Origin of the sequence: Butyrivibrio sp. MB2005, assembly GCF_000424285.1 — a bacterium.
Classification (GTDB): Bacteria; Bacillota; Clostridia; order Lachnospirales; family Lachnospiraceae; genus Butyrivibrio.
Genome location: NZ_AUJP01000021.1, coordinates 61,005 through 87,133 on the forward strand (window position 1 = coordinate 61,005; position 26,129 = coordinate 87,133).

Consider the following 26,129-nt stretch of genomic DNA (forward strand, 5'->3'; position numbering starts at 1 on the left):
CTTACAACATGTTGTATTATAACATATCGGGAGGGTAAAAAAATGCTGAAACAGGTTTCTATTTATGCTGAAAACAAAAAAGGATGCTTCAAGACAATTACCGGTATCCTTAGAGAAAATGACATTAACATCTTAGGATCCGTTACCAATGATACAGCCGAGTTCGGAATCATTCGTATGGTAGTATCCGATCCCTATCGCTGCGTTGAGGTTCTCAAAGCCGCAGATTTTATCTGTAAGACCACTTCTGTTCTTGCTATTGAGTGCCCTGATGAAGTCGGTGCCTTTGACAAGATACTTAATTCTCTTTACGAGAGCAATATCAACGTAAATTACACATATCTGTCATTCAACCGCGAATCCGGTCTTCCTATTATGGTAATGCATACCGATGATGTCCACGCAGTTGAGAACATCCTTATCAATAAAGGTTATAACTGCATTGGTGAGAATTAAAAGGAAATATATAAGATAAAATTTAATTGATTTAAAGAAAAAACGCGAGCTCCCCAGCCCGCGTTTTTAGTTAGATAATATATTTAATTTTCATACCCGCTTTTTCCTGCTGCAATCAATCCGACTGCAAAAATCAAACAGATGGCAATTTCTACACAAATGATAAATTTATCATTATCGTCTCGCTGAGCTCCAAGTACCTCCGCATCCTCCTCCGAATTTTCAGAAGCAGAAGCATCCGCATCAGCGGTGGACTCATCATCGAGTTCCTCATATCTATTTGAATCTTCTGCAATCACCTCTGTATCCGCTGTAGCAGCATATACATTGTAATGCATATTCCCAGCGCCCAGCAGAATCATGACCAGAAGGATCATACCTGCGATAAAGCGTTTCATCTTAATCCACAAGTCCTTTCAATTATGTATTTTTATACCCTTATTATATAATATGGTTCACCTTTCGTTACTACGAAAAGTGAACCATTTTGTTCAAAACTCGTACTTGACAAAGTGCAAATTTTGCTGTATAGGATTCGATTATTTTACCTCTTGAAGATCAAGTGCATTAGTTCCAACTGCATATTTTCCTATTCCTGTGCTGTCAGAAACAGGGATTTCCACTGTAATTGACGAATTTGACTTAAGATATGTCTTTTCAAATCCAACGAGACTAAGATACGGCATCTGCTCATCGGGAAGTCTGTAGACCTGAATAAGCTCAGATCCGTCAATATCGCTCTTGTTTGTAAGAGTCAGCTTTACAATATGTCTTCCGGTATTATATGAAATATCGGAAATCTCAAACTCCGAATAGGATAGTCCATAGCCGAAGGGGAACTGTACGGGGATATTCTCCTTGCAGGTATGTCTGTAGCCTATGAAAAATCCTTCTCTGTAATGAACAAGCTCCTTATCGCCAAAGTCTCCAACAGATATTCCGGAGCAGTCCTCCTTCTTGCAATAGAAGGTCTCAGGAAGATGTCCGCTGGGTGATATATCACCTAAAATAACTTCAGCAAGAGCATTTCCGCCCTCCATACCGTTGTAGTACATATAAAGAAGTGCTTTACATTTTGAAAGCCATCTTGTCATATCGACGCATCCGCCGCCGACCATAACAACAACAGTGTCAGGACGCTTTTCAAGAAGCGCTTCCAAAAGTTCATTCTGCTCGTAGGGAAGATCCAAGTCTGCTCTGTCAACGCCCTCAGAATCAATATCATGATTCAGACCGCCCACAAAAATTACATGGTCATAATCTTCGCAAACATCTAGAACTTCATTGCGAAGCTTCTCTCTGTAGGCCTTGAGCTCTGCATCTGCTTTTTCCTTATCAGCTGTGCTGCCGCCGGAATTCTGAAGGCTGAGTGCCTGCCAGTTGGTGCCGCCTGCTTCCATTTCTACATTTAATGCGCTTGCATAGCCTCTCAGATAGTCGAACTTTGTGCTGCCTCCGACTCTTGCCTTTAATCCCATGAGAGGAGTTATCTCGTAGAGTGCCTTGATCTCAGCACTTCCTCCTGCATTGGAATGAGTGCGGTTAGCATTCTCGCCCACAACAAGTATCTTTTTATCCTTGATCAAAGGTCTGATGAGAGGAAGAGTATTGTCCTCATTTTTCAAAAGAACAACGCTCTCTCTTGCTATATCAAGCACATCCGCCCTTGCGGCAAAGCTGTTGTATGGAGCATCCTTTCTTATAAGTCTGTCCTCATCAAGCATGTTAAGGCGCAGCATCAGAATAAGGATATGTAGTACCTTCTCATCAATAAGAGCTTCATCAATCTCGCCATCCTCAACCATCTTCTTAAGAGGATTAGCGAATTTGTATTCATCAAAATTATCCCTTACTGACATCTCACAGTCTATTGCTGCTTCTGCTGCCTTTTTTGTATCGTTGACAGCGCCCCAGTCAGATACCACAAAGCCCTCATAACCCCACTTTTCACGGAGGGTCTCGTTAAGCAGGAACTTACTCTCACTGCAAAGTTCGCCCTTTATTCTGTTGTAGGCACTCATCACACTGTAGGGATTTGCTGCATCGATGACATCCTTGAAAACCTTGAGATAAAGGTCATTTAAAACATCATCATCTATCTCTTCATCCACGCCAAGTCTTCCGCTCTCCTGATTATTCAGGGCAAAATGCTTAAGACATGCAGCAACGTCCCACTGCTGAATACCCTTTACATACTCAGAAGCAAGCTGCGATGTAAGGAACGGATCCTCACTGTAATACTCGAAATTTCTTCCGCAAAGAGGTGTCCTCTTCAAATTTATACCGGGAGCAAGGATTACATCCTTTCCTCTGCCCCTTGCTTCGGAACCAAGAACACTTCCTGCTCTCTCTGAAAGCTTTCTGTTCCAGGTAGCTGCGATGGCACTGTTGCAGGGAATGTAGGTAACATAGTCATCCGAATTGCCAACAGGTATCCACTGGCTCGGCTGAAAATCCGCGCGAACGCCGCAGGGACCATCCGACATTGTAAGAGGCGGAATGCCAAGGCGCTCTACTCCCTTTGTTCTAAAGAGCTCGTTGCCGTGGATCATTCCGATCTTTTCATCAAGTGTCAGCTCTTCAAGTATCTCTTCTGCTCTAAAACGCAGTGTCTGTATGCTGCCCTCCATAAATCTCCAATCTGCTGAACATGCATCAGCTGCACTTACTTCATAATCTTTATGATATGCACATCCTTAGGCGCGATCTTGTGCATACCTGCGCCAAATTCTATGCCATTAATTATTTCCATGCCCTCGTCGTGAAGCTCGTAGATACCCTCTGAATCGCCGTGATTCAGAATATAAATGACGATTGCGGTATCATCCTCTCTGCTGGTAACCTCTACGCCCTCTGATGCGTACATAAGTGAATGCACACCGGAGGAAGCAAGGACATCTGATAAAAATGCCGCTCTAAAGCTCTCATCTGATGAGGTTGCAATATAGTAGGCTTTTCCTTTTCCGAACTTATTACTGGTGACAACAGGCATTCCGTGATAGAAATCCTCCAGATATCCGTAGTCATCCTTCATCTTAGCGGTCTCCAGATGTATTAGATCACAGAGGATTCTTGCGGGATAACGCTGTCCGTGATAACTGAAGCTGTTGCACTTATCAGGTCCAAAGGAATCCGTCTCCTCTACCCAGATACCCAGAATATCGCGAAGCTTGCCGGGATAACCGCCTGTTATTACCAGGTCATTTTCCTGAACATAGCCGCTGAAAAATCCTGTCACGAAGGTTCCGCCGTTTTCCACAAAGCTTCTGATCCTCTCGTCAAGATCGCCCTTAACCATGTAAAGAACAGGTGCAATAACAACTCTGTATTTACTAAAGTCAGCATCCTGACCGATGATGTCCACATTGACATTCATGTTCCTGAGAGACTCGTAGTAATCACCAACCAGCTCTCTGTAAGCCAGGTCTTTGCTGGGGCCTGCAGAATACTCAACTGCCCACCAGTTATCCCAGTCAAACATGATCGCCACATCAGAATGAGTCCTCATGCCGATGGTGGCATTACCTATATCACGAAGCTCTTTTCCAAGAGCAGTTATCTCTCTGAAAACTCTGGTGTTCCCTGTTCCCACATGATCTATTACCGCGCCGTGATATTTCTCGCAGGCTCCGATACTTCTTCTCATTTGGAAAAAGAGAACACTGTCGGCACCATGTGCCATAGCCTGATAGCTCCAAAGTCTCATTACACCCGGTCTCTTAAGGGCATTGTAGGGCTGCCAGTTAGTTACGCTGGGAGTCTGCTCCATAAGTGCGAAAGGCGCACCGTCTCCGCAGCCTCTCATAAGATCGTGGCTCATGGCAATTCTTGCAGGTGAATCCGAAGGTCCGGGGTAATTGTCCCAGGATACGAAATCCATCTCTTTTGCCCACTTCTGATAATCAAGGGGCTTAAAGAATGCCATGAGATTGGTGGTTACGTTGGCATCGGGAATGATCTCCTTGATGGCATCTCTCTCAAGCTTGTAGCAATCAAGGATAGCATCAGACATAAATCTCTTGTAATCGATGGAGATTCCCTGAAAATCAGTGTGTGCTCTTCCCATGAATTCGAACTCCTCAGAGAGCTCGTTGGGCGCAACAATCTCATCAAAGTCATAGAAGGTATGTCCCCAGAATGAGGTATTCCATGCTTTGTTCACATCATAGATAGTCTTATATCTGTCGGAAACCCAGTTCCTGAACGCATTCTCACAGTTCTCGCAATAGCACTCGCCGCCGAACTCGTTTGAGATATGCCACGCTATTATATTTCTCTGATGCTGATAGTGCTCAGCAAGCTTGGTTGCCAGCCTATGCGCATACTTTTTATATGTGGGACTTGAAGGACACGAATTGTGGCGACCGCCGAACTTACGCTTTCTGCCCTTATAATCGACTCTAAGAATATCAGGGTGTCTCTTAGCCATCCACGCGGGATGTGCTCCTGTAGACGTAGCCATGATAATATTCATATCATTTTCAGTGACAAGCTTAACTATCTTATCCAGCTTGTCGAAGTTGTACTCATCCTCTGAAGGCTGCAGAGCTGCCCATGAAAAAACGTTCAGCGTAACGGTATCAATACCCGCCTGCTTGAACAGCTTCATGTCCTCCTCCCAAACATCCTCCGGCCACTGCTCCGGATTGTAGTCACCTCCATAAGGAATTTTGTTTATTTTTTCGTTCCAGCTCATGCCCCCTCCTTGTTTTGCGTATAGCCCATTTTGTTATATTTTATCACAGCTGCGGGGTATTGAGAGGGCATTAAATCCTTAATTTTCAATAAAAACCATTATTTTTGCAGGATTTAACTGTTCTGACCGTTGTAGTGAGGAAGCCTTGTCAGTACAAAGAAGGTTATTACAGTTCCTTTTCGTAGCAAAGAAAATCCTGATCGTACATGAAGCATTCCCCCACCACGTTAAAGCCAAAGTGGGAATAGCACGAAATGGCTTTTTTATTTTCTTTGTTTACAAGGAAATGAATACTCTTGTAACCGCGCTCCTTAAGAGTTTTCATGCCATGGGCGATGAGCTGTCTGCCGATACCCTTACTTTGAAGCGATGGGGAAACCGCAACCCTTGCAAGCTCTCCGCCGGGGAATATGCTCTTATCCCAGCAGTCAAGGCTGTCCACAGCTTCATCCTCTTCAAGTGATATTGCAGCTACGACCTTTTCATTTTCTTTTACTACGAATAAAGCATCTCGGGACAGGTCGAAGTCAATGGTCTCATCTGATGGATAATCCTCATCCCAAAAACAAAACTCCCTGCCCTTTTGCTCATTGTATAAATCCATTACCTGTTTTCTGTCATTCTCAGTAGCTAAAACTATTTCCAAAACTTTTCCCCATTTCTAAATTCTATATGTTCTGGATAATCCACTCTCCCTTTTTGTTGGATCCAATTCGCCTGATGATATTTCTATCAGCCAGTTCTCCAAGCTTCCTTTTTACTGTAGAATCAGAACAGTCTAATAATTCAGCCATTTTGCCCCTTGTAATGCCTGGATTATCTCTGAGAATTTCAAGTATTTGTTTAGATTTTTCATCTATATCCAGTGATTTTATTGGGTCATTTATTGGGTCATTTATCGGGTCATCGTGACCCAATAAAAATTTTCCGCTAATATGCATTTCTCTGTTATGAAGCTCATTTTTCTCATTTAACAACAGATTTCTGAAGAATTTCTCAAGAAACTCAGTGGTTTCGTATATACCTTTTTGGATGTTATTGTAATTAGCACGTACCAACGCATTTCTGAAATACCATGAATTCTCTGCAAATAAATCATTATCAGCTTCAAAACCAAGTTGGCGCAAATACTTAATGAAAAATACCGCTGTTGTCCTGGTATTTCCTTCTCCAAATACATGGATCTGCCAGAGCCTTGATACAAATACTGCCAGATGATGTATGACCTCTGTCATAGTTAGTCCATTATAGCGGAAATCTCTCTCCTGCCCCAAATCATAATCTAGTGTTGCCCGAAGATTCGAAGCTCCACCATAAGAAACACTATCTCCATCAAGAACCCATTCTTTCTTTGAGATATTATAATCCCTCAGTTTTCCGGCATGAGAGTATATCCCCTGAAACAGCTCTTTATGAATTGATAGATATTCCGCAGGTGAAAAAACAAAAGCATTGGATGAAAGGAGCTTTGCAATTCTGGCTGAAACTTTATCGGCTTCCTCTGTACCATGCTCAACATGACCCTCTTTACTCTCATAGTAGCTGTTAATAAGCTCTCCTGCTTCGTCAACTGAGATTTCGCCATCAATATTCTTCTTGGCAGTCTCATACAAATATTCTGATGGTTTCAATCCATCAACATCTTGCAAGCCAATAGCTGCAGACCACGCCTGCCCAAGCTCCTTGCGAGTCGGAGGTAAATTTTTTATATATTCGTCAAATGGATCTTTTTTAATATCCTTCAACTTATTCTCCCTCTGAAAAATCATCTTCTCTTCTGTATTTCAAAACTTCTTTCTTAACAATTCCTTACTATTTTATCATATTCACAGAATAAATATGCGTTCTTCCCTGTCTTTAGCTAGAGGTCAAATATTGTTTTCCCCGATTTCCCAGAACTTTTTCACAATTTCATCACATAACTTTAAAGTTCAATAAAGTTCGCGAATTATTATAAATACATCAAGAGGCACACAAGACCTCTTGCCCCCTATCTACGATCCGCTAGCGGACGTAGAACACTCATCCCCCAAGGATGAACACCCCTCATGACACTTTTCTTCATAACACTGGCCGGTAACCCTTATAAAGAACTACCGGCATCCCTCATTTTTATCATTTACAGGTTAGAAAAAATCACTTCCATGCTTAAATAGACTTAAGGGAGTTAGCGGATTTTCCATCACAAAGGTAAAAGCTCTTACGAACAAAAAGGTAGACGTCACATTCAAAAATGCAAGTGACGTTACAGATTATGAGATCAGATATTCAACTGACAAGAACTTCAGGAAAAACGTAAAGAGCTACTCCGCCTGGTCTAAATCCAAGAATGTCAAAGTAAAATAAATAAAATGAAAATGGAGAAAACCTGATATTTGTTAAGGCTTTCTCCATTTTTTTTGCTAAAAATCTCACTTTTTATAACTGATCTTTGCTTTTTTATTTGCTCGCTTTAAAGCCTTCTCTAGCTGCTTTGCAATCTTTGTGCCCTTTTTAGCCTTCTTAACTGTCATCTTGGAAAGCTTATTTGCGCCTTTGAAAGCATCTTTATGAACCTTAGTAAGATTCCTTGCATCGACAGTAAGCTGAGCGACCTTCTTGCCGGTAACTGCCTTCTTGGCTATCTCTGTTACGGGATATTCTTTACCTTCAACCTTAACTGTTGCGGGTATTGTAAGCTTCTTCTTGTTTTCTGCAGAAATAATTCGAACAGAAGAACCGTCAGCACTGGCCTGAACAGTTATACCACCTGAAATCTTCGCCTTTGCATTCGGTTTAAGACCTGTTTCTTCCGCCTGCTGTGTGTTTACGTTTTCGGAAGCTGCCTGATCACCGTTTCCGGCATTTTCAGACTGAGAGCCATTGCCATTATTACCGGACTGAGAGCCACTCTCCGAACTACCTGACTGAGAACCTCCTTCAGTTTTCTCCGGAAGATCTCCTTCCACTCTGATAGCAGTACCCTTGCCAAGCTCTTTTATTTTACACGACTGATCATTTATGTCACACCAGGAATAACCTTTTGGCGTTGGAAGCCCAATCACAGCATCAGAATTATTGACTATCTTCTCAATATTAGTGGTTCCATTAAATAATACACTTTTTACATTTGCACCTATGATAAGAGTGCTTACCACGCTTTCGTAGCTCCAATCGATCTTATAAAATCTAAACTCGCTGCTTCCATTTACAGTCATGCTACCATCAGCATTAATCACATAGGAGCATCCGTTAGATTCTCCTATAAATGGCGCTGTTTGTTTAAGATACCATTTTGTATTTCCAAAATAATTTTTTTTATCATTATCAGTAAGACTCTTAAAAAGCATATCAGACATCTCAATATCACTTAGTGAGTAGCAATCTCTAAAACAATTACCACCAAGACTCTTAACACTGGCAGGGATAACTATCCCCTGAAGGCTATGACAGCCGCAAAATGCATTATCACAGATTTTATCAAGTTCCAATGGCATTTCTACATCTGTAAGATTAGTACAGCCATAGAATGTACTGCTATTAATTTGGGAAAGCTTCCTTGGGAGCCTCACTTTTTTAAGACTGGTACAACCCTTAAAAGCATCACTCGGTACCTCACCTAGTGAATATGGTAATATTGCACTCTTAAGACTTGTACATTCAGAAAACGCACTATACCAAAGCATAACCAGGGAATCCGGAAAATTAATTTTCTCAAGACTTGTGCACTCTGAAAATGCAAATCTTCCAATCCATGTAACTGACTCCGGCACCTTTACTTCCTTAAGGCTGCTGCACCTTTGAAAGGCATTATACCCTATTCCGGTGAGAGTGCTAGGTAATTCCATCTCTTCTAATGCAGTATAATCAGAAAAACCATCTATCTCAGTAAGGCCTTCCCCAACCACAATTTTCTTAATCTGGTTTTTATAAACATTGTATTGCCTCTTATTTCCTACCTTGCCTGTTCCATTTATCACAAGTGTCCCATCATCATATAGACTCCAGGTAATATTGTCCTCTGTCAATCCGCAAACAAACTCTGCTGCCTGCACATCCTTTTTTCCAAAGGTCAGTGCAAGCACCATCAAAAATAATGAAAGCCAAACAAATTTCTTCTTATTCATTGTGTAACCCCTTCCTAAAACCTCTTCTATTTCACACCGATGCATCTATTCTCTGTTTAAATCTGAACTGATGCACCAAATACAATTATAACTCAATTTACAACTCATTACTTAAAAATTTAATCGAAGTTAATTTTTCACTTTACATAATCTAACGTATTCTACAGCGATATATTTCACAATTTCATCACATTACTTTAGTCTGCTTTTTATCGATTTCTATAATCATTCCGGCATCATTTTTTCCAATATTATATATTTAAAAAATCTCTACCATAAAATCTTTACTTAAAATCAATACAAATAGGATAACCATTTTCACTTTGAACAAGGCAGGCATCGATGCCATAGATCGCATGAAGACATTCTGTAGTAATAACGTCAGCGGGTCTTCCCTGACAGATTACACTGCCCTTTTTAAGGCCTATTATGTTGTCAGCAAACTTACAGGCCAGATTCAGCTCATGCAAGACCATGACAATGGTAGTGCCCTTCTCCTCATTAAGCTTTTTAAGGAGTGTGAGGATTTCAAGCTGATATGCCATGTCCAGATATGTGGTTGGCTCATCAAGTAAGATTATATCTGTATCCTGCGCTAAGGTCATGGCGATCCATGCTCTCTGGCGCTGACCTCCCGACAGGGTGCTGACTCCTCTGTTCTTGTAGTCAGTAAGTTCAGTTTTTTCGATGGCATCTTCAATAATGGAATTGTCTTCCTTGGACATTCCGCACATTGCAGACTGATAAGGATATCTTCCAAAGCCCACCAGCTCTTTTACAGTGATTGAGTCGGGACATTTGGGAGTCTGAGGAAGGATTGCCATTGTCTTTGCCAGATCCTTGTCCTTGTATTTTTTGATACCTTTATTGTTGATGTAGATTTCTCCATCAATCGGCTTTATCATTCTGCCCATGGATTTAAGAAGAGTGGATTTTCCGCATCCGTTTGCGCCGATGATGATAGATATCTTCCCCTTGGGGATATCAAGATTCATATCGTTAATAATGAGATTGTTGTCATAACCAACATCCAGATTTTTTACGGATATTGCAATATTGTCTGTCATATATTACACCACTAACTTTCTTTATTTTTCCAAACCAGATACAGGAAATATGGAACACCGATTACTGATACCGTAATTCCGGCAGGCAGTTCTATTGGCGAGAACAAATTTCTTGAAATGGCATCCGAAAAAATGAGAATTACCACTGCTATCATGGCTGATGCAGGAATAAATGCTTTGTGCCTGTTTCCTAAAAGCTTCTTTGCTATATGCGGAGCAACCAGCCCTAAGAAACCAATGTTTCCTGCAAACGCTGTAGCTGTTCCTGCCATTACTACTGATAAAATCAGAAGCCCTACTCTGGCCTTATCTACATTTAATCCAAGACCTGTACCAACTTCATCATTAAACTGCATCACATCCAGCTTTTTATTATTGTAGATTGCAATGATGAAAGTAATTACTATAATCGGAACAATAACCTTTACATAGGACCAGCCTGAGCCCCACAAAGAACCTGTGGTCCAGGTAAGGATTTTGTTGTATTCATTGTTTCCAAATCTAAATGTTCTAAAGCTGATAAAGGCGTTGATTCCGGCATTTACACCGATACCTGTAAGAAGCATCCTGGTGTTGGAAAAGCCTCCAAAGCATGACAACACATAGATAAAAACTGCTGAAATCACCGCACCTGTTATAGCAAACAGCGGAAGCATGTAAATGGAAAATTCTCCAAGCTCTGTGTAATAAGCTACTGTCTGATGCTCTACAAAAAGCACTGCTGCAAGTGCGGCGCCGGAATTGATTCCCATTACACCCGGGTCCGCCAGATCATTTTTAGTGATGGTCTGAAGGATTGCTCCCGATGTCGCAAGGCCCACAGCCACAAATATCGCCATGATGGTACGGGGCAATCTTATTGTCATTATGGCAATTCTCGCCATGTTTTCACCTTTGCCTAAAAGCACAGCAAAGATTTCCGATACATTTATCCGATAACTGCCCCAGTACATGGATAGCAGAAACGCTATAAGACACAGCAGAGCCAGAATAATAAATGTCAGTTTCTTTTTCATCCTTTGCTCCTTCCTGCCATGTATAAGAAAAATGGCACGCCCAGCAAGGATGTAAATATTCCTACAGGTATTTCGTAGGGGTCGTAAAGAGTGCGAGCCAGGATATCGGAAAATACCACAAGCACTGAGCCAAGCAAAAAGCTGTAAGGGATGATCTTGCGATAATCTTCACCGATTGTAAGTCTTACTATCTGAGGAACAATAAGACCTACAAATCCAATAGTGCGCCCCACTGCAACTGTCATGGCGCAAAGAGGGATCATCAACAGTAATGTGGAAAATCTGACCTTTTTAGGATTAGCTCCAAGTCCTGTAGCAACATCATCTCCAAGGCTAACTATATTTATTTTGGGTGAAAAAAATATAGCGATCACAAGGGCTATGATGCCTACCACCATTGCAAGTACAGCTTCACTCCAGCCTGCATTTCTGAATCCGCCGCCTACCCAAAAACCAATCATCTGAGACTGATTTGATAAAAGGCCAATGATATTTGTAATGGAAATCAAAAATGTACTAAGGGCCGTTCCGGCTAAAAGTAGTCTGGATACTGACATATTTGATGGATTATAAAGTGCAAAAATAATTACCACAAGACCTGTGACAAGTGCTCCTGCCAGGGATGCTCCAAGAGTTCCAAAGAGGGTGGCAGACTTTCCTAAGGCATAAAAAACAGCCACCACCAATGTAGCCCCCTGACTGATTCCAAGGAGGGATGGTTCTGCGATTGGATTTCTGGTAACACCCTGCATCAGGGCTCCGGAGAGTCCAAGGCTGCCTCCAACCATCACTGCTGCAATTGCTCTTGGCAAACATACATCTCTTATTAACATATCTTCAAGGGAGCCTGAATATCTGAATAGCGCATTTACAATATCATCTATTCCTATATCCATGCTTCCTTTTAAAACAGCAATTAGCACCCCGACTACAAGAGCCGGGATGCCAGCTGATAGAATTACTATTTCTCTAGTAATTTTTTTCATTCTAAATTCCCTAACATATCAGAAATTTCATCAAGCAACAATTCTCTTCCAATACAGCTATATCCCTGATTGAAGTATGGTGATGAATGAAGGTCTACGACTTTTCCGTTTACAACCGGATCAAGGCTGTTATAGATAGCATTTGAATCCATGTCTGCCTTATCATCGTCTGTTGCGATAGCAAAGATTACATCTGCTTCGATTGATGCTAATCCTTCGTAGGTAACTACCGGAAGGCTGATGTCATCCTGCTCCGGAAGACCTGCCGGTCTTGCAAGTCCCAGATCCTCATAAAGAACTGAACCGAAGCCTGCACCTGTAAATACGAAGAACTGACCACCACTTGCAAGGAATGAAAGATATGATGTGTCATCGCCAAACTTTTCCTTGATCTGATTTCCTACTTCTGTAGCCTTTGCTTCATAGTTTGACAGCCATGCATCTGCAGCATCTGTCTTACCAAAGATTTCTGCAATTGTGTAAATATCGTCCTTCCAGTTAAGAGCCTCAAGCTGAATCATTACTGTAGGTGCGATCGCTGAAAGCTGATCATAAAGCTTTTCCTGAACTGTTGAAATAATGATCAGGTCAGGGTTAAGATTCATAACATTTTCGATATCCATTGTATCCTGCATGCTATATCCTAAAATCTCAGCACCGGAAAGCTCCTCTTCAAGGTACGCCGGGAACTTTGTATAGTCGTAAGCATCACTGTTCGCTGTACCAACAACCTTATATCCAAGGATTGAAAGAATATCACTGTTTCCGCTTAAATCTACAATACGCTGCGGATTTGCAGGGATTTCCACCTCACCTCTTACATCTGTAACTGTAACAGTCTCAGCAGATGCTTCAGTTTCAGCTGCTGTTTCACTTTCAGCTACTGTTTCCTCAGCAGAGGCTGCTGTCTTATTGGGCTGTCCACATGCAGTAAGTGTAAGTGCCATAGCAGCTGTAAGCACAAGGCTAATTAACTTATTGATTTTCATATCTAATCTCCTGTAATGTCTATATTTTGTCTATTAAATTGAATAAGTTGCAACTTGTTTTGTTAGCAACATCTAACAAATATTTTCATATTATATATGCTAGCTTCATTTTGTGCAACTATTTTTTATACAATTTTCAATTGTGTGATCAGATGGTTACATAGGATCCCGCATGCAAAATCCTCGCGCGTGAGCGGTAATATAAACATCCAAAATATTCACGTAAAACTCAGTCGGGATCAGGGCAACCCCTGTATCATCCCCGGCAACAACAAGGCGATCCCATGCTTTCACTTTTTATCTTTTAGACTTACCCGCTTTCTCTGTATTAACTATGATGATTCCAGCAACTACCAGTAACAAAGAAATAAGGCCGGTTATAGAAAATGCCTCTTTGTTTTCTCCAAGGAAAAGAGCAGATAGAAGAACACCCATCACAGGATTCATGAATCCTAGAATCGATATTCTGCTGACAGGGTTATGCTTTAACAAAATCCCCCACAGAGTGTAGGCTCCTGCGGAAATAAAGCCCATGTAAATAAGATTCAGCACACAGGAAATGCTTCCAAAAATAAGATGTCCACTCATGGTAAAACCGATTATGAAAAGGACAGATCCGCCAAGCATAAACTGATATCCGCTAAGGACAACAGGGTTCTCTTTTCTTGAATAAATCTTGATACAGCAGGATGAAAGAGCATAGAAAATCGCAGCAAGAAGCATGGCACCTTCACCGGATAAAGAAACAGACTCCGCACCGTTAAAGGCACTAAGCCCTCCAAGTATCAGGAATATCCCTGCAAAGCCGGTGATACATCCGGCAAATTTCCTAAGAGTGAACTTTTCAAAATGAAATAGATACGCAGCAAGGAGTATAGCGAAAAAGTTCCCTGCAGCGTTGATGATAGAGCCCCGGACACCTGTGATATGTGCCAGCGCCATGAAAAAGAAAAAGTACTGTCCCACTGTCTGAAAAAGTGACAGTACAGCTATGCTTCCAAAGGAGTCCTGCCTTGGCAAAAGAAATCTCTTTGCAAGAAGCGACCCAAAGCCTATTGTCATTACCCCTGCAAGAAAAAATCTGGCCCCTGCCAGCATGATCCTGGATGCAGTATCATCAGGACCTATTCCAAAAAGCTGATATGCGATCTTGATGGCAGGCGTCGCACTCCCCCACAGAACGCAGCAAAAAAGCGCCGTCAAAAAGGTTATGGGGAACCACGCCCACATGGATTTTTTCTCTTTTTTCATACCTTAAAAACCTCCCGATGGATTCAGCATTTCTTTTTTGAAAGTGCTTTCGCGCATATAGAATCCATCAAATATACAAGCGTGATCACTGCGATAACAAGCCCCGCATATCCAATCAGATACCCCGGATTCCCCATAAATGATTCGAGAAAAGATAAGGGACTGTTTGCCACGGGATAATTCACAAAGAAAAAGTTGCATCCCGAAAGCTTATCAAAAACATATATGAACGGCGTTACGCAGCATAGAAACAGCAGTGGCCAGTGCATTCTTTTTATAGAAGGAATCACATATCCGTTAAGCCTTAGCGCCAGAGGATAGACGATCAGCATCCCATGCCACGCATAACTGTACAGATTCATAAAATTAAAAGCAGGATAATAAATCGTCCAATCAGGAAAAATCAGCGCAGCCACAGAGCTTGGAAAAATCAAAATATACGATAGCTCCCCAAAGAAATCCTTTGCCCTCTGCCCCGGAAGATACTCCCTGAGAAGAAATATGAAAATTCCGATGCTGCAGATATGTAGCGGAAGATACCACAAACTAAACCTGCGAACAGAAACAAGAAATACATCCTTAAACAGTTCCATCCCCAGCATCAGGACAGGAATCCCCTTAAGTACTCTTCGCTGTCTGTCAGACTTCATGCGGCATATACAAAAGATAAGTACTCCCGCAACAAGCAGAGTGACAGCTGCGCTTATTATATGTACCTTTCCAAATAGCGGATATCCCAGTCCCGAAGGGATGTCATCCTGCTGCTTCCAAAAATATTCCAAGAAGAATATGACCTCCTAAAATGTCTTACTTACAAGTTTTCACAATTTCGTCACATTACTTTAAAGTTCAATTAAGGTTGGGGAATTATCATGAATACATCGAGAGGTTCACAGAACCTCTTGGCAACCCCCATCTACGATCCGCTAGCGGACGTAGAGAAACCTCATCCCCTAAGGATGAACACCCCTCAAACACTTTTCTTCATAACACTGGCCGGTAGTTCCCTAAAAAGGACTACCGGTCTTCCTCATTTCTTAAGGATTTTCTCAGCTTAGAAAAACAACTCCGTATCATCTTCTTTTTCATCGACGGTTTTTTTCTTTATAAAGTGAACAATTATCGCACCAATACCTATGAAAAGCGCAAGTCCTATGGCATAAACTATAGCTATGAACGCACCTACAATAGGTGTCTCAAAGTCACTACTGATTGTGTAATAGTAACAGGTCGTGTTTATGATGACTCCGATTACCGATGATGCAAAAAGGATCAGTCCTGACAACAGGTAGTCTTTCATGCTCTCAGAAAGAAGAATATCCAAGATCAAAAATCCCAATATAATCATAGGCCTGACAGGACTTATGCCAATCCCAAGCACACAGTCCCACAGGTAGAATAATCCAAGTGGTATGAGGTTAATTAACATGTAGATTTTCTTCATTTGTCAGAACCTTCTCCCAAATATCTCACTTCCTTGCCGCTTATCTCTCCTCATAGAGATTTGAGGAACATTGCAGATTTCCCCATAAAGCCCATCTGATCCTTTGCATCAAAATGTTCTATGGCAAAGTATCCGTCATAGCCGGACTCTACCAGCCTTGTAACCACTTCTTTTATTGGAATTCTTCCATCTCCAACGGGTATGGCTTCAGCTGATCTGTCCTTGCAGTGAACGTGCTTTATCCTTGGGAAAAACTTGTCGAATGCCAAAAGCACATCTTCATCGTGCATGATAAAGTTCCCGCAATCGAAGGTAAAAGATACACCCGGGCAATTATCAAGAAACCATGCCACACCGTTAATTCCTGACATCGGAGATGAGAAGTCGTCAAAGTCTTCGAAAAGAACAGTAATTCCCATTTCTTTACCCATGGCTACAGCCTTGTTTAGGCCTTCCGCCATGCGTTTTACCTCATCATGCGAATCAAAGAAGGAATAAAGCTTCGCCTCATCCTTCATATATTCTTTTAGTTTGTCTACGTCTCCGCCTTCCAAAAAGCCCGGAACGATCATGATATTTGGCGATGAAAGCTCCTTTGCCATATCAAGATGAGCCTTTATTTTCTCTGTCTCATCTGCTTTTCCCATATCATAAAATTCAAAAATACAGCTGACTGAAAGCCCTGCATTTTTTATTCTGCCGGCTGCTTCTTCATCCTCCTGCAGGTGGCTTAGCCTGACTTCAAGCGCGTCAATACCGCATTCCTTCACATATTTAAGAATGCTGTGTATATCTTTCCCCGTCTGCTCCTGGGCCTCAACTATATGATCATAGAATACCGAAAGTTTCATCCTTTTATCTCCTCATTTTGCGGCAGTGACCTTACTATTCCATCCGGATTGCAATATCTCACTGCATTGACGATTATCCTTTGTATCTCAGGAATATAGTATGTGGGGCAAGTCTCATGCCCCGGCTGAAAATAAAATATCTTTCCTTTTCCTCTGGTAAAAGTACATCCGCTCCTGAATACATATCCATTTGAAAACCACCCTGTGAAAACAACATCATCAGGCTTTGGGATATCAAAGGGCTCACCATACATCTCTTCTTCAGGGATATCTATACATTCCGGGATTCCCTTTGCTATAGGATGCGTAGGCGCCGTGCACCGGAGCTTTTCAGACTCATCATGTTTCCATTTAAGGGTCATGGTAGTGCCCATAAGGAGCCGCAGCATTTTTGAATAATGCGCAGAATGGAGAGCTATAAGACCCATTCCGGATAAAACATGACGTTTAATCCTATCCGCAACCTCGTCTGAAAACTCATCCTGCAGAGCGTGACTCCAATAAATGAGCACATCTGTATTATCAAGCACTTCCTCTGTCAGTCCGTGCTCCTCATCAAAAAATGTCGCTGTCCTTACTTCAAAATCAGCTTCCTTTGATAAGAAAGCTTTGATGCAGCCGTGAATTCCATCGGGATATACCTTCTTAACTATATCCAGCTCCTGTTCATGCTTATACTCATTCCATATCGTGACGCGTATCATCTATGTCTCCCTTAGTTCACTTACTGATATCTTCCAAATATCTCACTTCTTTTCCGTGTTCTATGGCATAAGCAATCTCAGATCTGGTGCTGTCTCCAATGTAACCACCTACATTGATTACAAAAATACCATCTGCCATATCAATCTTGCGCTTATGCATGTCATCCAGCATCTCCTTGGTCTTGGTAAGAGTGCCTTCGTCCATATTCTCCCAAACTTCCTGATCCCCTGAATGACCAAAGAGACCTACACTGATGACAATATTGCCCTCAAGAGTAAGTCTCTTCTGCGCTTCCATAAATTCGTCCTTAAAACGTGTGCTGCCGCATAATGTAATAACCGGATATTTGCCTGTCATTTTAGTTAGTCTCCTGCTGATAAAAAATATTCGTAATTACATCATATCACTACATAGCCTGCACGGTTAAGATTATTCATATTCAATTATTAAAAATCCTCAAAGTCGTCCGGATCAAGACCTGCATCTTCCAGGGCATCCCAGCGCTCCTCAGGATCCATTAACTCCAGCTCATCTCTATCAAGCCCTGCCATATCAAGCTCATCATCAAGTTCGTCTTCTTCATCTATATCAGTGCCAAGGTCATCAGAGAAAAGAGTGTCGTTAATAAATGCCCATTCTCCGCCATCAATATGTCCGTCGCGGTTAAGATCAAAGGGTGTGTTTCCGAATATGTTGTCAAATGGTCCGTTCATGGGATTCTCCTTTCGTCCAGTCCCTGATATCTTTTCTAATATCAGATATGACATCTTTCGCAGGCCTGCTCTCATTATTCTTAGCCTGTGATAGGCCCTTTTCCATCATCTGGTTGAATTCGTTTTCTGACAAGGTTGATTCCCCCTTTATAATCCATCTTCGAATAGACAAGCTTATACAATTTGTTCGCCCAAGCAAAAGCTTCATCTTCCAAATCCGTTATTACTGCTTATACGCTGCCTCTCAAGATTTATATTCATCTGCATAGCATCTTCAAAATGTGACATATTTTTCCTCTTTGCGAGTACGCTAAATGTTCGCCATTTCTCATTCATCCACAGCAAATTCACTTAACTGTTCAATAGAAGCTAGTTTTTATTCTTTCATTTTATCTTCAAGTTCAAGAAACCTGTCAAAATCACTTTGAAACAATCTATCCTGAACTATTCTGTATTTTTCATATTCTGTCTCTGCATGCAGCTTAGCTTCTTCTGCGCTGATTTTTCCCGGACCCGTCAATATCTCATTTCCATTAAACTCCAAGAACCCATCCAAACGTTTTGCCCAGTCCTCCATGCTCATAGGAATATGTCTTTGAGCCTGAAGTTCTGCATAATCCAAGTATAATGTGACAATTCGTTCAAGATAATTCATCTCTTCCTCAGATAAATAGTTTTTTGCAATTGTCACATCCGCTTTCAGGATTTTTCCATCTGGAGCGTTTTCCCATGTAGTAAGTCCCATGTGCTCTTTTTCAGCATCAGCTCGTTCAACAATCAATTCCGCGACAGTATGTCTATGCACAGCATAGTGCATTTTGTTCTGAACTGTCTTAAAGAACAACTGAGTAGTTTTAGCATTTTTATCATAATCAAAAGCAGTTGCATAGATATCAGTAACTTTCTGATAGAACCTTCTTTCAGATAGCCGAATCTCACGAATTTGCTGCAGTTGTCTCTCAAAAAAATCTTCTGTGAACTTATGGCCTTTCTTTAAGCGCTCCGGATCCATGACCCATCCTTGAATGATATAATCCTTGACTATTTGGCCAGCCCACTTTCTAAAGCGTACTGCCCTCTCGTTGTCTATTTTAAATCCAACAGCAATAATCATTTGAAGGTTATAATGGAGAGTGTTCCTCGAAACATCCCTATTTCCCTCTCTTTGAACTATTCGGAAATTCCGAATAGTTGAATCCACAGAAAGCTCACCATCTTTATATATCGTTTCTATATGGTCATTAATTGTATTTACTTTTACATCATATAATGAGGCCATCATCTTTTGCGTTAGCCAAATATTTTCATCCTCATAGCGCATTTCAAAACTCTCTGGCGAATCGCCTGTTGACGCTATATATGTAAGATATTCTGCGGCAGATGATGATACCTGTAGTTCCTTCTTTTTTGCCATTTATCCAAAATACTCCTGCATCAAACTGTCAAATGACTTCTGCGTTTCATCTAATGATTTTTGCACTGCAACTTTTGATTTGCCGTTGGCTATCGAATATATGTTTGTTAATATTTCTTTTGGTGCTACCAGTAATCACGGTAGGCGGTTAGTCCTATTCCAGAGGACTGTGACCTCTGTTTACCGTAGAAATCTCTTTTGGGAAATCTATAATGGAGGTACTTGCTTATGCTCACCATCAGTGACCTTATCGCAGTGCTTGCGCTGTGTGCGACTTTCTTCAGTCTTGGTTACATGTTTGGCAAGCATGATTCCAAGACACAAAAATAACCGCCACAGCCTGGTAAGTTGTGTGAGCGGTTATTTTTCCAATCATATTAAACAGGGCTAACCGTCTATCGGTAGCACCTTTCATTAATATAATACTAGCATCACCGCTCTTTATCGTCAAACATATATTCAGTTTTTACTATGACGCCTCATCACATCGACAAATAGTGCTGGATTATCATCTTTTCTGTTTTATAAACAGTAAATATGTAAACTGTTCAATAACAGGAAGGTCTAAAATAGCCAGCCCCTCAGGACTGACCCTCATAAACTTTGAGAAACCCTCACGAATATCGATTACCCTTTTTACCTCGAGCTGCGGTTCTTCTAAGCTTTTTGAGTCTCGTTTATTTATACAACATCAAAACATCTATTTCTCCAACCGTTCTATTTAAGTTCCCCTTAGAAATTAAAAATAATATTTTTTGAAGCTTCCTCTCTGTTGTATATACATTAAAAGAGATAACAATTTAGTAATGGGTTTCTACTAAACATACAACATTTTTAAACACTCGCTTTTCTATAATATCTTATGCCAATCCTCTACTTCAAAAGATGCCTCTTTGTAATACTGAAATAGTTATCAACAATATCATCTAGTTGTCTTGTGATTTCTTCAAATTTGCAGTCCAAGTCCAGTGTTTTAACACTTATCCTATTCCCGCTCATCCAATAGGTTTTATCCGGCTGAACTGCCTCATCTGTCCTAGCATACAGCAGCATACCTGCTACTTCATGTGGCTGCGCTGATAGTTGAGCCTCTTTATTTTTCACATATGTAAATATTTGATATAGATTATGTGAATGGAGTGTATTGACATCATACTGTGACTGTGTAGTATGTGTGTAATACTTTGCATCGATAATTAAAACCTTGCTTCCCTGCGAAAGCATAATGTCTGTTTGCATTATAGGAAGCATCTCTCCAAAGTCATCATCTAATTAAATTCCTCGACATCCGTTCCATAATAACTAGGTTCTCCATCGAATTCTGGAACAGTATATCTAGGTATATAGGATCTCAAGATCGCCTGTATCTTCTCCAAAGGCTTAATACCATATGTGTAGCACATATTCCTGTGAAAAATTACATTCCCCAACTCATCATAGGCTTCAAAAGACCATGCCTCACCATCAAAGGCATCTATTATTTCAGGTATTTGCTCAGTCGGAATCAGAGATTTTAACTTGTTAAGATCCTTTGTTTTCATTTTGACAGCACAATCAACTATAGGTTTCCAATATGTAACAATTATATGCAGCTCGCCATCATATGAGAGATCAAATGAGGTTCCATCCCAGTCAAAGTTTTCTCGCAGGGACCAGTTGTGATTATCTACAAAAAGAAACTTTCCCATATTACGCTCCATTCATATTCAATTTTGACATCAAGTCTTTTTCAAAAGTCAAAATATTGTCAAACGCAGCATTGAGCCTTTCAAAAATAACGTCTTTATCTAAGTCATCTGGCAGAGGAATCTTATCCGTTTTATATCCGATCCACCAATACCAGTCTTCTTTAGCCTGCTTTCTGGATGAAAGCTCATTGATTCTGTTCAGAATGCTACGCTGCTCCTCATTTACATTCCTTGAACTATAACTTAGCTGGATTGCCACATCAGTGGTTGTTCGATTTACGATTTCATAAAAGTAATGATTGTCAGTATTCCAACCGCTTGGTGCATCCTTAAGGTCAGGTAATATCAGCGACATGTTTTTTGTCATGAATCTTGTATATGTCCTGTTATTTTTGTCAGACTCTATTACATCAGGATTACGTATCGCCCATTCCCTAAGGATTCCTGAAATCTTAAGCAGCTTTTCTACTTCAACCGGAGACTTCCCAGATGTATCCTGTGGAAAATTGTCGACCAGATACGGAACCATAGCCCGTCTGATTTTGGCACTCCATTCTCCGAGGAAATCAGCCATCTTTTCCCAATCTACTTCATTAGCCACACTAACACCATCAAGAGAATATGATATCCATGATGATTTAAGGTCATCCGCCCTATCCCAATGAAGTTTTGCTTCTAGCTTTGTCTCTAACTCATCTTTATGGGCGTAAAGAATATCATAGGCTTTTTTATTTCTTTCCTTATCCTTATGGCATAAAAACATATCAACGCGAGCTTTATCATTATTTGCATTGCAAACAATACTAAAACCGCCGATACCAAAAGCACCGGATGTAAAGTTAGACCCTGTTGGATTTACATTACCAAACGATTCATAATTGTTCTTTTCTCTAATAATTGGTAATGCCTTTTCCCAAAAATGTATGCGCGTCTGCTTTCCTACGCTATTCCCGGAGCTTGCCTTTATCTTTGACTCAGCGGGCAGTTCCTTGGCATTCCATATTTCTCTTATAAGATTTTCGATATACCCTGTACGTGCATATATTTTCAGTTCATTCCATTCAGTATTATTATTTATAACATCTCTAGTCAGCCTTAAATCAGCTAAATCCTTTATTCCTTTTCTGTCCTTTTTCCCGTTAACTTTGTCTATAAAAGCTCCGTTACTAATAGATGTATTCAGCTTCGAACTTAACAGCGTCATATTTCCAATTTCATATATAGCATGACTACGGACACGTTCTATATCATCAGACTCTTCGACAACATTCCCTTCTGTATCATATGCTGGCACAGAGCTCCAGTTCTGAGCCCATTTCTGTGGCATAATATGCTCTAAGGTAAAAGTATATGGTATTCTCTCAATTTCTCCAGGCAATACCTTTCTCTGATACAATTCAACCCAGAACAGCAACAAAGTAGGTAATTTATTAGTAGTCATTCTCCTGAGACCATTAACAAAATCACCCTCTGTAATGTACATACAACTATCAAATAGATCCTGGACGGTTCTTCTACCGTCTATAAGCTGTTTACATTCATTATTAAAGTTTTTGGTACTACCCTTACAAATTGCATTAAGAATAACGTATCTCTCAATAGCAAAAAACTCATTCTTTAATCCATCTTCAGAGAGAACGCCTTTTTCATAAGAGTAGAGCTGCTTTAGCAAATATGGGTAAAAAGTTGACACTTCCAGAACATTACATATATTAAAAACTCTGCCTATGAAATCATCAAATTTGAAGCCTTCATCCCCTCCGGAGAAATAATCCCTATACACTCCGGCATAATCATGTAATTCCGTCAAAAAGGCATCTAATCCTTCAATCTGCATTTGCAGAATTTTCTTTCTGTATTCCTGCGGTAAATCCGATATGGTGCTTTCTGCAGGATTAAAAAAACCTTCCAGTACAGCGAATGCGTGAAGAAATGTCTCTAAATTGCTACGCTTCATACGACCATATTGTCGCTGGGTCTCCCAATAGGCATTTGTGCTCTCATCTGCTACAAATGCATCCACCCATGTCTTTTCATATTCTTTTATAGCTGATTCATCGACATTACTGATACCTGATAACCTTAATAGCTCAACATACTTCTGATAAAGTAGGTTCTTTATAGTATCAGCGCTTGATAGCCTTACTCCGGCTGAATTTACTGTGTCAAAGATTGCCTGCTCATTATCCTGAACATCAAGGTCTATATTTACAAGAAATTTTACCTTATCATAGGTAAGTAGCTCCCAAAGATCGTTTATTTTATCGATTGATAGCTCCTGTAACTCATTTCTAAAGAATGAATAGCATTGAATAATCGCACTTGTCGTATCATCATCCTGCAAGCTGACATAGTTCTCCCATCTGTCATCAAGAGTATATTTTCCGTTAATAACACTCTCAAAAGCGCTCTTATCAAGATGTGAATGATTGATTTTTACATGTAATTCAGGTTTAATCCCACCTTCTGGAACAAAGAGCAGATTTTCCATTCTCACTTTACATGTAGTTAAGACAGATTCATCATAATCATACTCAACAGCATGCCTTACTATATGATCATATGTGGCACGAAGAAGTATACTCAGTGTCGTAAGCCTTTGCTGGCCATCAATAACCGAGTATCTTGCAACGCTTCCAGCAGAAGCAAGCTCATTTTTCAGTATAATAGATCCCAAAAAATGATTTTGATTTTTACTTGTAAGATTCTGAAGCAATTCACTCCAGTTCTCTTCTCCCCAGACATATGCTCTCTGAAAAAAAGGAATGTCATAATAGCTTGGCGTTGATAAAAAATAAAAGGACTTATCTTCTGCCCGCATAATACCACCTCATAATTGAAACAACGAAATATAATTTGATTTCTTAGTCTTACATAGCAATTAGCATATAAATAGTATATCGCGTTATCAAACTTGCTTTCAATATTATGCAACGCCGTAGGCATATGCATAATTTACATTATGAGAAGTACCAGGATGGGACGGTAAAATGTATTGAGGATGAGATACCCTTTGAAGTATCTGATGGATGGACGTGGTGCCGTTTAGGCACTATTTGTACAGAAATCCAATATGGGCTAAGTAACTCCGCGGAGTCATCAGGAAGCCACAGGCTGTTAAGAATAACCGATATACAAGATGGCCGCGTAGATTGGGATTCTGTCCCATTTACCACTGTAGAGGATGAAAATAAATACCTACTCCGACCAAATGATATAGTATTTGCCAGAACTGGCGCCACAGTAGGAAAATCATTTTTGATTAGTGAAACACCCTATAAATCTGTTTATGCATCATATCTCATTCGAATACGGCTATTAAATGAAATTGATGCGAAATATGTGTATCATTTCTTTAACAGTGCTTGCTATTGGTCACAAATAACAAAGAAATCAGTTGGGGTAGGGCAGCCAAACTGCAATGGGACAGCGCTACAGGAACTTTTTATTCCGTTGCCTCCAGCCCAAGAACAAGCCCGAATTGTTCCTATTGCAAATGATTTACTTGAAAAGACTAAGGACATAGAATATGCAAAGGAATCATTAGTAGATATATTAAGCACTGCCAAAGCTAAAGTCTTAGATTTAGCTATCCGTGGTAAGCTTGTTTCACAGAACTCAAATGATGAACCTGCTTCTGTACTGCTTGAAAGAATAAGATCCGAGAAGGAAGATCTAATAAGGCAAGGAAAACTTAAGCGTGACAAGAAGGAATCAATTATTTATAAAGGTGATGATAACTCTTATTATGAGAAGTTTGCTGACGGAAGCATAATTAGTATTGATGAAGAACTACCCTTTGATATTCCGACAACGTGGCATTGGTGTAGATTTAGTACTATCACAATCAATAGGGATAGTGAAAGAAAGCCAGTTTCAACAAGCAAACGAAAGGATGTAAAAAAGATATATGACTATTATGGAGCCTCAGGAAAGATAGATAAGATAGACAACTATTTGTTTGACGAAAGGCTACTACTAATTGGTGAAGATGGTGCCAACCTTGTTACCAGAAGTAAGCCGATAGCATTTTTTGCTGAAGGCAAATATTGGGTTAACAATCATGCTCATTGTATTGATGCTACAGATAAAAAGCTGTTAGATTACATATGTATTTACATAAATGCCATAAACCTGGAAAAGTACGTCACCGGCTCAGCGCAACCTAAAATGAATCAAGATAATATGAATTCTATCTTGATTCCTGTACCACCAATAGTTGAACAAAAGAGAATATGCAAAGCTGTTCAAGACAGCTACGCTCTAATAAAGGATATAGAAGGGGCTGTGAAAAAATGAGATAATCATTTTTTCCAGCTCCCTTTTTATATCATTTTTTGTGAGGTATTCTATTTCTGGCAAAAATAGAGTATAATGCCCCTTTCCCCAAAAACTACAAACTTTTTTGATTAGGCAGCTTCTTGGAGACGCATCTTTTTATTGTGATATTTATATAAGTTATGACCTATTGAAACCAAAAGAACCTCAAGTTTTACGGATTCTATTCCTTTTCGGACTATTCTTTTATACCAACGATCATTTTTTATGATTCCGAAAGTACCTTCCGCTTGAATGGATCTGTTCATTCTAAGGAGTGCTCCCTGGATGCTTTCAAGATTATTTATAACCTCCTGATGCATAGCGGTCAGTTCTTCGTTTATTCTTACGGTCTTGTTTTTATCTGTTTTCTTACACTTCGATGCATAGGGACAACCACTGCAGTCTTCACACTGATAGACTTCTTCTT

At 40.4% G+C, this 26,129-nt stretch carries 25 protein-coding genes; 2 read left to right on the plus strand and 23 right to left on the minus strand.

The window, feature by feature from the left end; genetic code table 11:
* Positions 1-42: 42 nt before the first annotated feature.
* Positions 43-456: an amino acid-binding protein gene (locus G610_RS0112325; protein WP_026525048.1), complete on the plus strand. Its 414-nt coding sequence runs from the start codon at positions 43-45 to the stop codon at positions 454-456.
* Positions 457-539: 83 nt separating this feature from the next.
* Here G610_RS0112325 and G610_RS0112330 read toward each other — a convergent pair whose 3' ends face one another.
* The 22 genes from G610_RS0112330 to G610_RS0112445 form a co-directional block, all read right to left on the minus strand.
* Positions 540-854, minus strand: coding sequence for a hypothetical protein (locus G610_RS0112330; RefSeq protein WP_026525049.1), 315 nt, complete (start codon positions 852-854; stop codon positions 540-542).
* A 141-nt stretch (positions 855-995) separates the two neighbouring features.
* The gene (locus tag G610_RS20765; protein WP_051197967.1) at positions 996-3,086 is read right to left on the minus strand and encodes a glycoside hydrolase family 3 C-terminal domain-containing protein; all 2,091 of its coding nucleotides are present in this window, start codon (positions 3,084-3,086) and stop codon (positions 996-998) included.
* Between the two features lie 35 nt (positions 3,087-3,121).
* The gene (locus G610_RS0112340; RefSeq protein ID WP_026525050.1) at positions 3,122-5,152 is read right to left on the minus strand and encodes a beta-galactosidase; all 2,031 of its coding nucleotides are present in this window, start codon (positions 5,150-5,152) and stop codon (positions 3,122-3,124) included.
* A gap of 166 nt (positions 5,153-5,318) precedes the next feature.
* On the minus strand, positions 5,319-5,798 hold the full coding sequence (locus tag G610_RS0112345; protein WP_026525051.1) for a GNAT family N-acetyltransferase: 480 nt from the start codon (positions 5,796-5,798) through the stop codon (positions 5,319-5,321).
* Positions 5,799-5,820: 22 nt separating this feature from the next.
* Positions 5,821-6,888 carry a Fic family protein gene (locus G610_RS0112350; protein ID WP_026525052.1) on the minus strand — a complete coding sequence of 356 codons (1,068 nt, stop codon included), beginning with the start codon at positions 6,886-6,888 and terminating at the stop codon, positions 5,821-5,823.
* A gap of 675 nt (positions 6,889-7,563) precedes the next feature.
* On the minus strand, positions 7,564-9,258 hold the full coding sequence (locus tag G610_RS22265; protein ID WP_026525053.1) for a leucine-rich repeat protein: 1,695 nt from the start codon (positions 9,256-9,258) through the stop codon (positions 7,564-7,566).
* A 284-nt stretch (positions 9,259-9,542) separates the two neighbouring features.
* Complete coding sequence (locus tag G610_RS0112360) at positions 9,543-10,325, minus strand: ABC transporter ATP-binding protein (protein ID WP_026525054.1); 783 nt, start codon at positions 10,323-10,325, stop codon at positions 9,543-9,545.
* 11 nt (positions 10,326-10,336) lie between these two features.
* Positions 10,337-11,341, minus strand: a complete 1,005-nt coding sequence (locus G610_RS0112365; RefSeq protein ID WP_026525055.1) for a FecCD family ABC transporter permease — start codon at positions 11,339-11,341, stop codon at positions 10,337-10,339.
* Entirely contained in the window at positions 11,338-12,327 is a 990-nt protein-coding gene (locus tag G610_RS0112370) for a FecCD family ABC transporter permease (RefSeq protein ID WP_026525056.1), read from the minus strand. The genes G610_RS0112365 and G610_RS0112370 overlap by 4 nt, the downstream gene beginning before the upstream one ends.
* A complete protein-coding gene (locus tag G610_RS0112375; protein ID WP_026525057.1) occupies positions 12,324-13,316 on the minus strand; it encodes an ABC transporter substrate-binding protein in 993 nt (330 codons plus the stop codon). Before G610_RS0112375 ends, G610_RS0112370 begins: the two co-directional genes overlap by 4 nt.
* Before the next feature lie 297 nt (positions 13,317-13,613).
* A complete protein-coding gene (locus G610_RS0112380) occupies positions 13,614-14,567 on the minus strand; it encodes a DMT family transporter (RefSeq protein WP_051197968.1) in 954 nt (317 codons plus the stop codon).
* A gap of 23 nt (positions 14,568-14,590) precedes the next feature.
* Entirely contained in the window at positions 14,591-15,349 is a 759-nt protein-coding gene (locus G610_RS0112385) for a YwaF family protein (protein WP_026525059.1), read from the minus strand.
* 272 nt (positions 15,350-15,621) lie between these two features.
* On the minus strand, positions 15,622-16,011 hold the full coding sequence (locus G610_RS20775; RefSeq protein WP_051197969.1) for a hypothetical protein: 390 nt from the start codon (positions 16,009-16,011) through the stop codon (positions 15,622-15,624).
* Positions 16,012-16,061: 50 nt separating this feature from the next.
* Positions 16,062-16,862: a sugar phosphate isomerase/epimerase family protein gene (locus tag G610_RS0112395; protein WP_026525060.1), complete on the minus strand. Its 801-nt coding sequence runs from the start codon at positions 16,860-16,862 to the stop codon at positions 16,062-16,064.
* Positions 16,859-17,566, minus strand: a complete 708-nt coding sequence (locus G610_RS0112400; RefSeq protein WP_026525061.1) for a ThuA domain-containing protein — start codon at positions 17,564-17,566, stop codon at positions 16,859-16,861. The genes G610_RS0112395 and G610_RS0112400 overlap by 4 nt, the downstream gene beginning before the upstream one ends.
* Positions 17,567-17,582: 16 nt before the next feature.
* Positions 17,583-17,924, minus strand: coding sequence for a hypothetical protein (locus tag G610_RS0112405; protein ID WP_026525062.1), 342 nt, complete (start codon positions 17,922-17,924; stop codon positions 17,583-17,585).
* A gap of 89 nt (positions 17,925-18,013) precedes the next feature.
* The gene (locus G610_RS0112410) at positions 18,014-18,280 is read right to left on the minus strand and encodes a hypothetical protein (RefSeq protein WP_026525063.1); all 267 of its coding nucleotides are present in this window, start codon (positions 18,278-18,280) and stop codon (positions 18,014-18,016) included.
* Positions 18,264-18,413 carry a hypothetical protein gene (locus G610_RS20780; RefSeq protein ID WP_155831024.1) on the minus strand — a complete coding sequence of 50 codons (150 nt, stop codon included), beginning with the start codon at positions 18,411-18,413 and terminating at the stop codon, positions 18,264-18,266. The genes G610_RS0112410 and G610_RS20780 overlap by 17 nt, the downstream gene beginning before the upstream one ends.
* Before the next feature lie 243 nt (positions 18,414-18,656).
* A complete protein-coding gene (locus G610_RS0112425) occupies positions 18,657-19,694 on the minus strand; it encodes a virulence RhuM family protein (RefSeq protein ID WP_026525064.1) in 1,038 nt (345 codons plus the stop codon).
* Between the two features lie 873 nt (positions 19,695-20,567).
* Positions 20,568-20,933, minus strand: coding sequence for a hypothetical protein (locus G610_RS20785; RefSeq protein ID WP_051197970.1), 366 nt, complete (start codon positions 20,931-20,933; stop codon positions 20,568-20,570).
* Positions 20,934-20,962: 29 nt separating this feature from the next.
* A complete protein-coding gene (locus G610_RS0112440) occupies positions 20,963-21,382 on the minus strand; it encodes a hypothetical protein (RefSeq protein WP_026525065.1) in 420 nt (139 codons plus the stop codon).
* 1 nt (position 21,383) lies between these two features.
* Complete coding sequence (locus G610_RS0112445) at positions 21,384-24,203, minus strand: DUF4268 domain-containing protein (RefSeq protein WP_026525066.1); 2,820 nt, start codon at positions 24,201-24,203, stop codon at positions 21,384-21,386.
* Positions 24,204-24,328: 125 nt separating this feature from the next.
* Between G610_RS0112445 and G610_RS22270 the strand changes: the two genes are divergently transcribed.
* Positions 24,329-25,681, plus strand: coding sequence for a restriction endonuclease subunit S (locus G610_RS22270; protein ID WP_051197971.1), 1,353 nt, complete (start codon positions 24,329-24,331; stop codon positions 25,679-25,681).
* Positions 25,682-25,791: 110 nt separating this feature from the next.
* Here the strand turns inward: G610_RS22270 and G610_RS0112455 are convergent.
* Positions 25,792-26,129, minus strand: a 338-nt coding sequence (locus G610_RS0112455; RefSeq protein ID WP_196809842.1) for a transposase, incomplete at its 5' end; no start/stop codon positions are given.

What these genes read in the sequence shown, in the direction of transcription:
- G610_RS0112325 (WP_026525048.1), top strand. Translation starts at nt 43, where the DNA reads ATGCTGAAACAGGTTTCTATTTATGCTGAAAACAAAAAAGGATGCTTC.
- G610_RS0112330 (WP_026525049.1), bottom strand. Translation starts at nt 854, where the DNA reads ATGAAACGCTTTATCGCAGGTATGATCCTTCTGGTCATGATTCTGCTG.
- G610_RS20765 (WP_051197967.1), bottom strand. Translation starts at nt 3,086, where the DNA reads ATGGAGGGCAGCATACAGACACTGCGTTTTAGAGCAGAAGAGATACTT.
- G610_RS0112340 (WP_026525050.1), bottom strand. Translation starts at nt 5,152, where the DNA reads ATGAGCTGGAACGAAAAAATAAACAAAATTCCTTATGGAGGTGACTAC.
- G610_RS22265 (WP_026525053.1), bottom strand. Translation starts at nt 9,258, where the DNA reads ATGAATAAGAAGAAATTTGTTTGGCTTTCATTATTTTTGATGGTGCTT.
- G610_RS0112360 (WP_026525054.1), bottom strand. Translation starts at nt 10,325, where the DNA reads ATGACAGACAATATTGCAATATCCGTAAAAAATCTGGATGTTGGTTAT.
- G610_RS0112365 (WP_026525055.1), bottom strand. Translation starts at nt 11,341, where the DNA reads ATGAAAAAGAAACTGACATTTATTATTCTGGCTCTGCTGTGTCTTATA.
- G610_RS0112370 (WP_026525056.1), bottom strand. Translation starts at nt 12,327, where the DNA reads ATGAAAAAAATTACTAGAGAAATAGTAATTCTATCAGCTGGCATCCCG.
- G610_RS0112375 (WP_026525057.1), bottom strand. Translation starts at nt 13,316, where the DNA reads ATGAAAATCAATAAGTTAATTAGCCTTGTGCTTACAGCTGCTATGGCA.
- G610_RS0112380 (WP_051197968.1), bottom strand. Translation starts at nt 14,567, where the DNA reads ATGAAAAAAGAGAAAAAATCCATGTGGGCGTGGTTCCCCATAACCTTT.
- G610_RS20775 (WP_051197969.1), bottom strand. Translation starts at nt 16,011, where the DNA reads ATGAAGAAAATCTACATGTTAATTAACCTCATACCACTTGGATTATTC.
- G610_RS0112395 (WP_026525060.1), bottom strand. Translation starts at nt 16,862, where the DNA reads ATGAAACTTTCGGTATTCTATGATCATATAGTTGAGGCCCAGGAGCAG.
- G610_RS0112400 (WP_026525061.1), bottom strand. Translation starts at nt 17,566, where the DNA reads ATGATACGCGTCACGATATGGAATGAGTATAAGCATGAACAGGAGCTG.
- G610_RS0112405 (WP_026525062.1), bottom strand. Translation starts at nt 17,924, where the DNA reads ATGACAGGCAAATATCCGGTTATTACATTATGCGGCAGCACACGTTTT.
- G610_RS0112410 (WP_026525063.1), bottom strand. Translation starts at nt 18,280, where the DNA reads ATGAACGGACCATTTGACAACATATTCGGAAACACACCCTTTGATCTT.
- G610_RS0112425 (WP_026525064.1), bottom strand. Translation starts at nt 19,694, where the DNA reads ATGGCAAAAAAGAAGGAACTACAGGTATCATCATCTGCCGCAGAATAT.
- G610_RS20785 (WP_051197970.1), bottom strand. Translation starts at nt 20,933, where the DNA reads ATGCAAACAGACATTATGCTTTCGCAGGGAAGCAAGGTTTTAATTATC.
- G610_RS0112440 (WP_026525065.1), bottom strand. Translation starts at nt 21,382, where the DNA reads ATGGGAAAGTTTCTTTTTGTAGATAATCACAACTGGTCCCTGCGAGAA.
- G610_RS0112445 (WP_026525066.1), bottom strand. Translation starts at nt 24,203, where the DNA reads ATGCGGGCAGAAGATAAGTCCTTTTATTTTTTATCAACGCCAAGCTAT.
- G610_RS22270 (WP_051197971.1), top strand. Translation starts at nt 24,329, where the DNA reads ATGCATAATTTACATTATGAGAAGTACCAGGATGGGACGGTAAAATGT.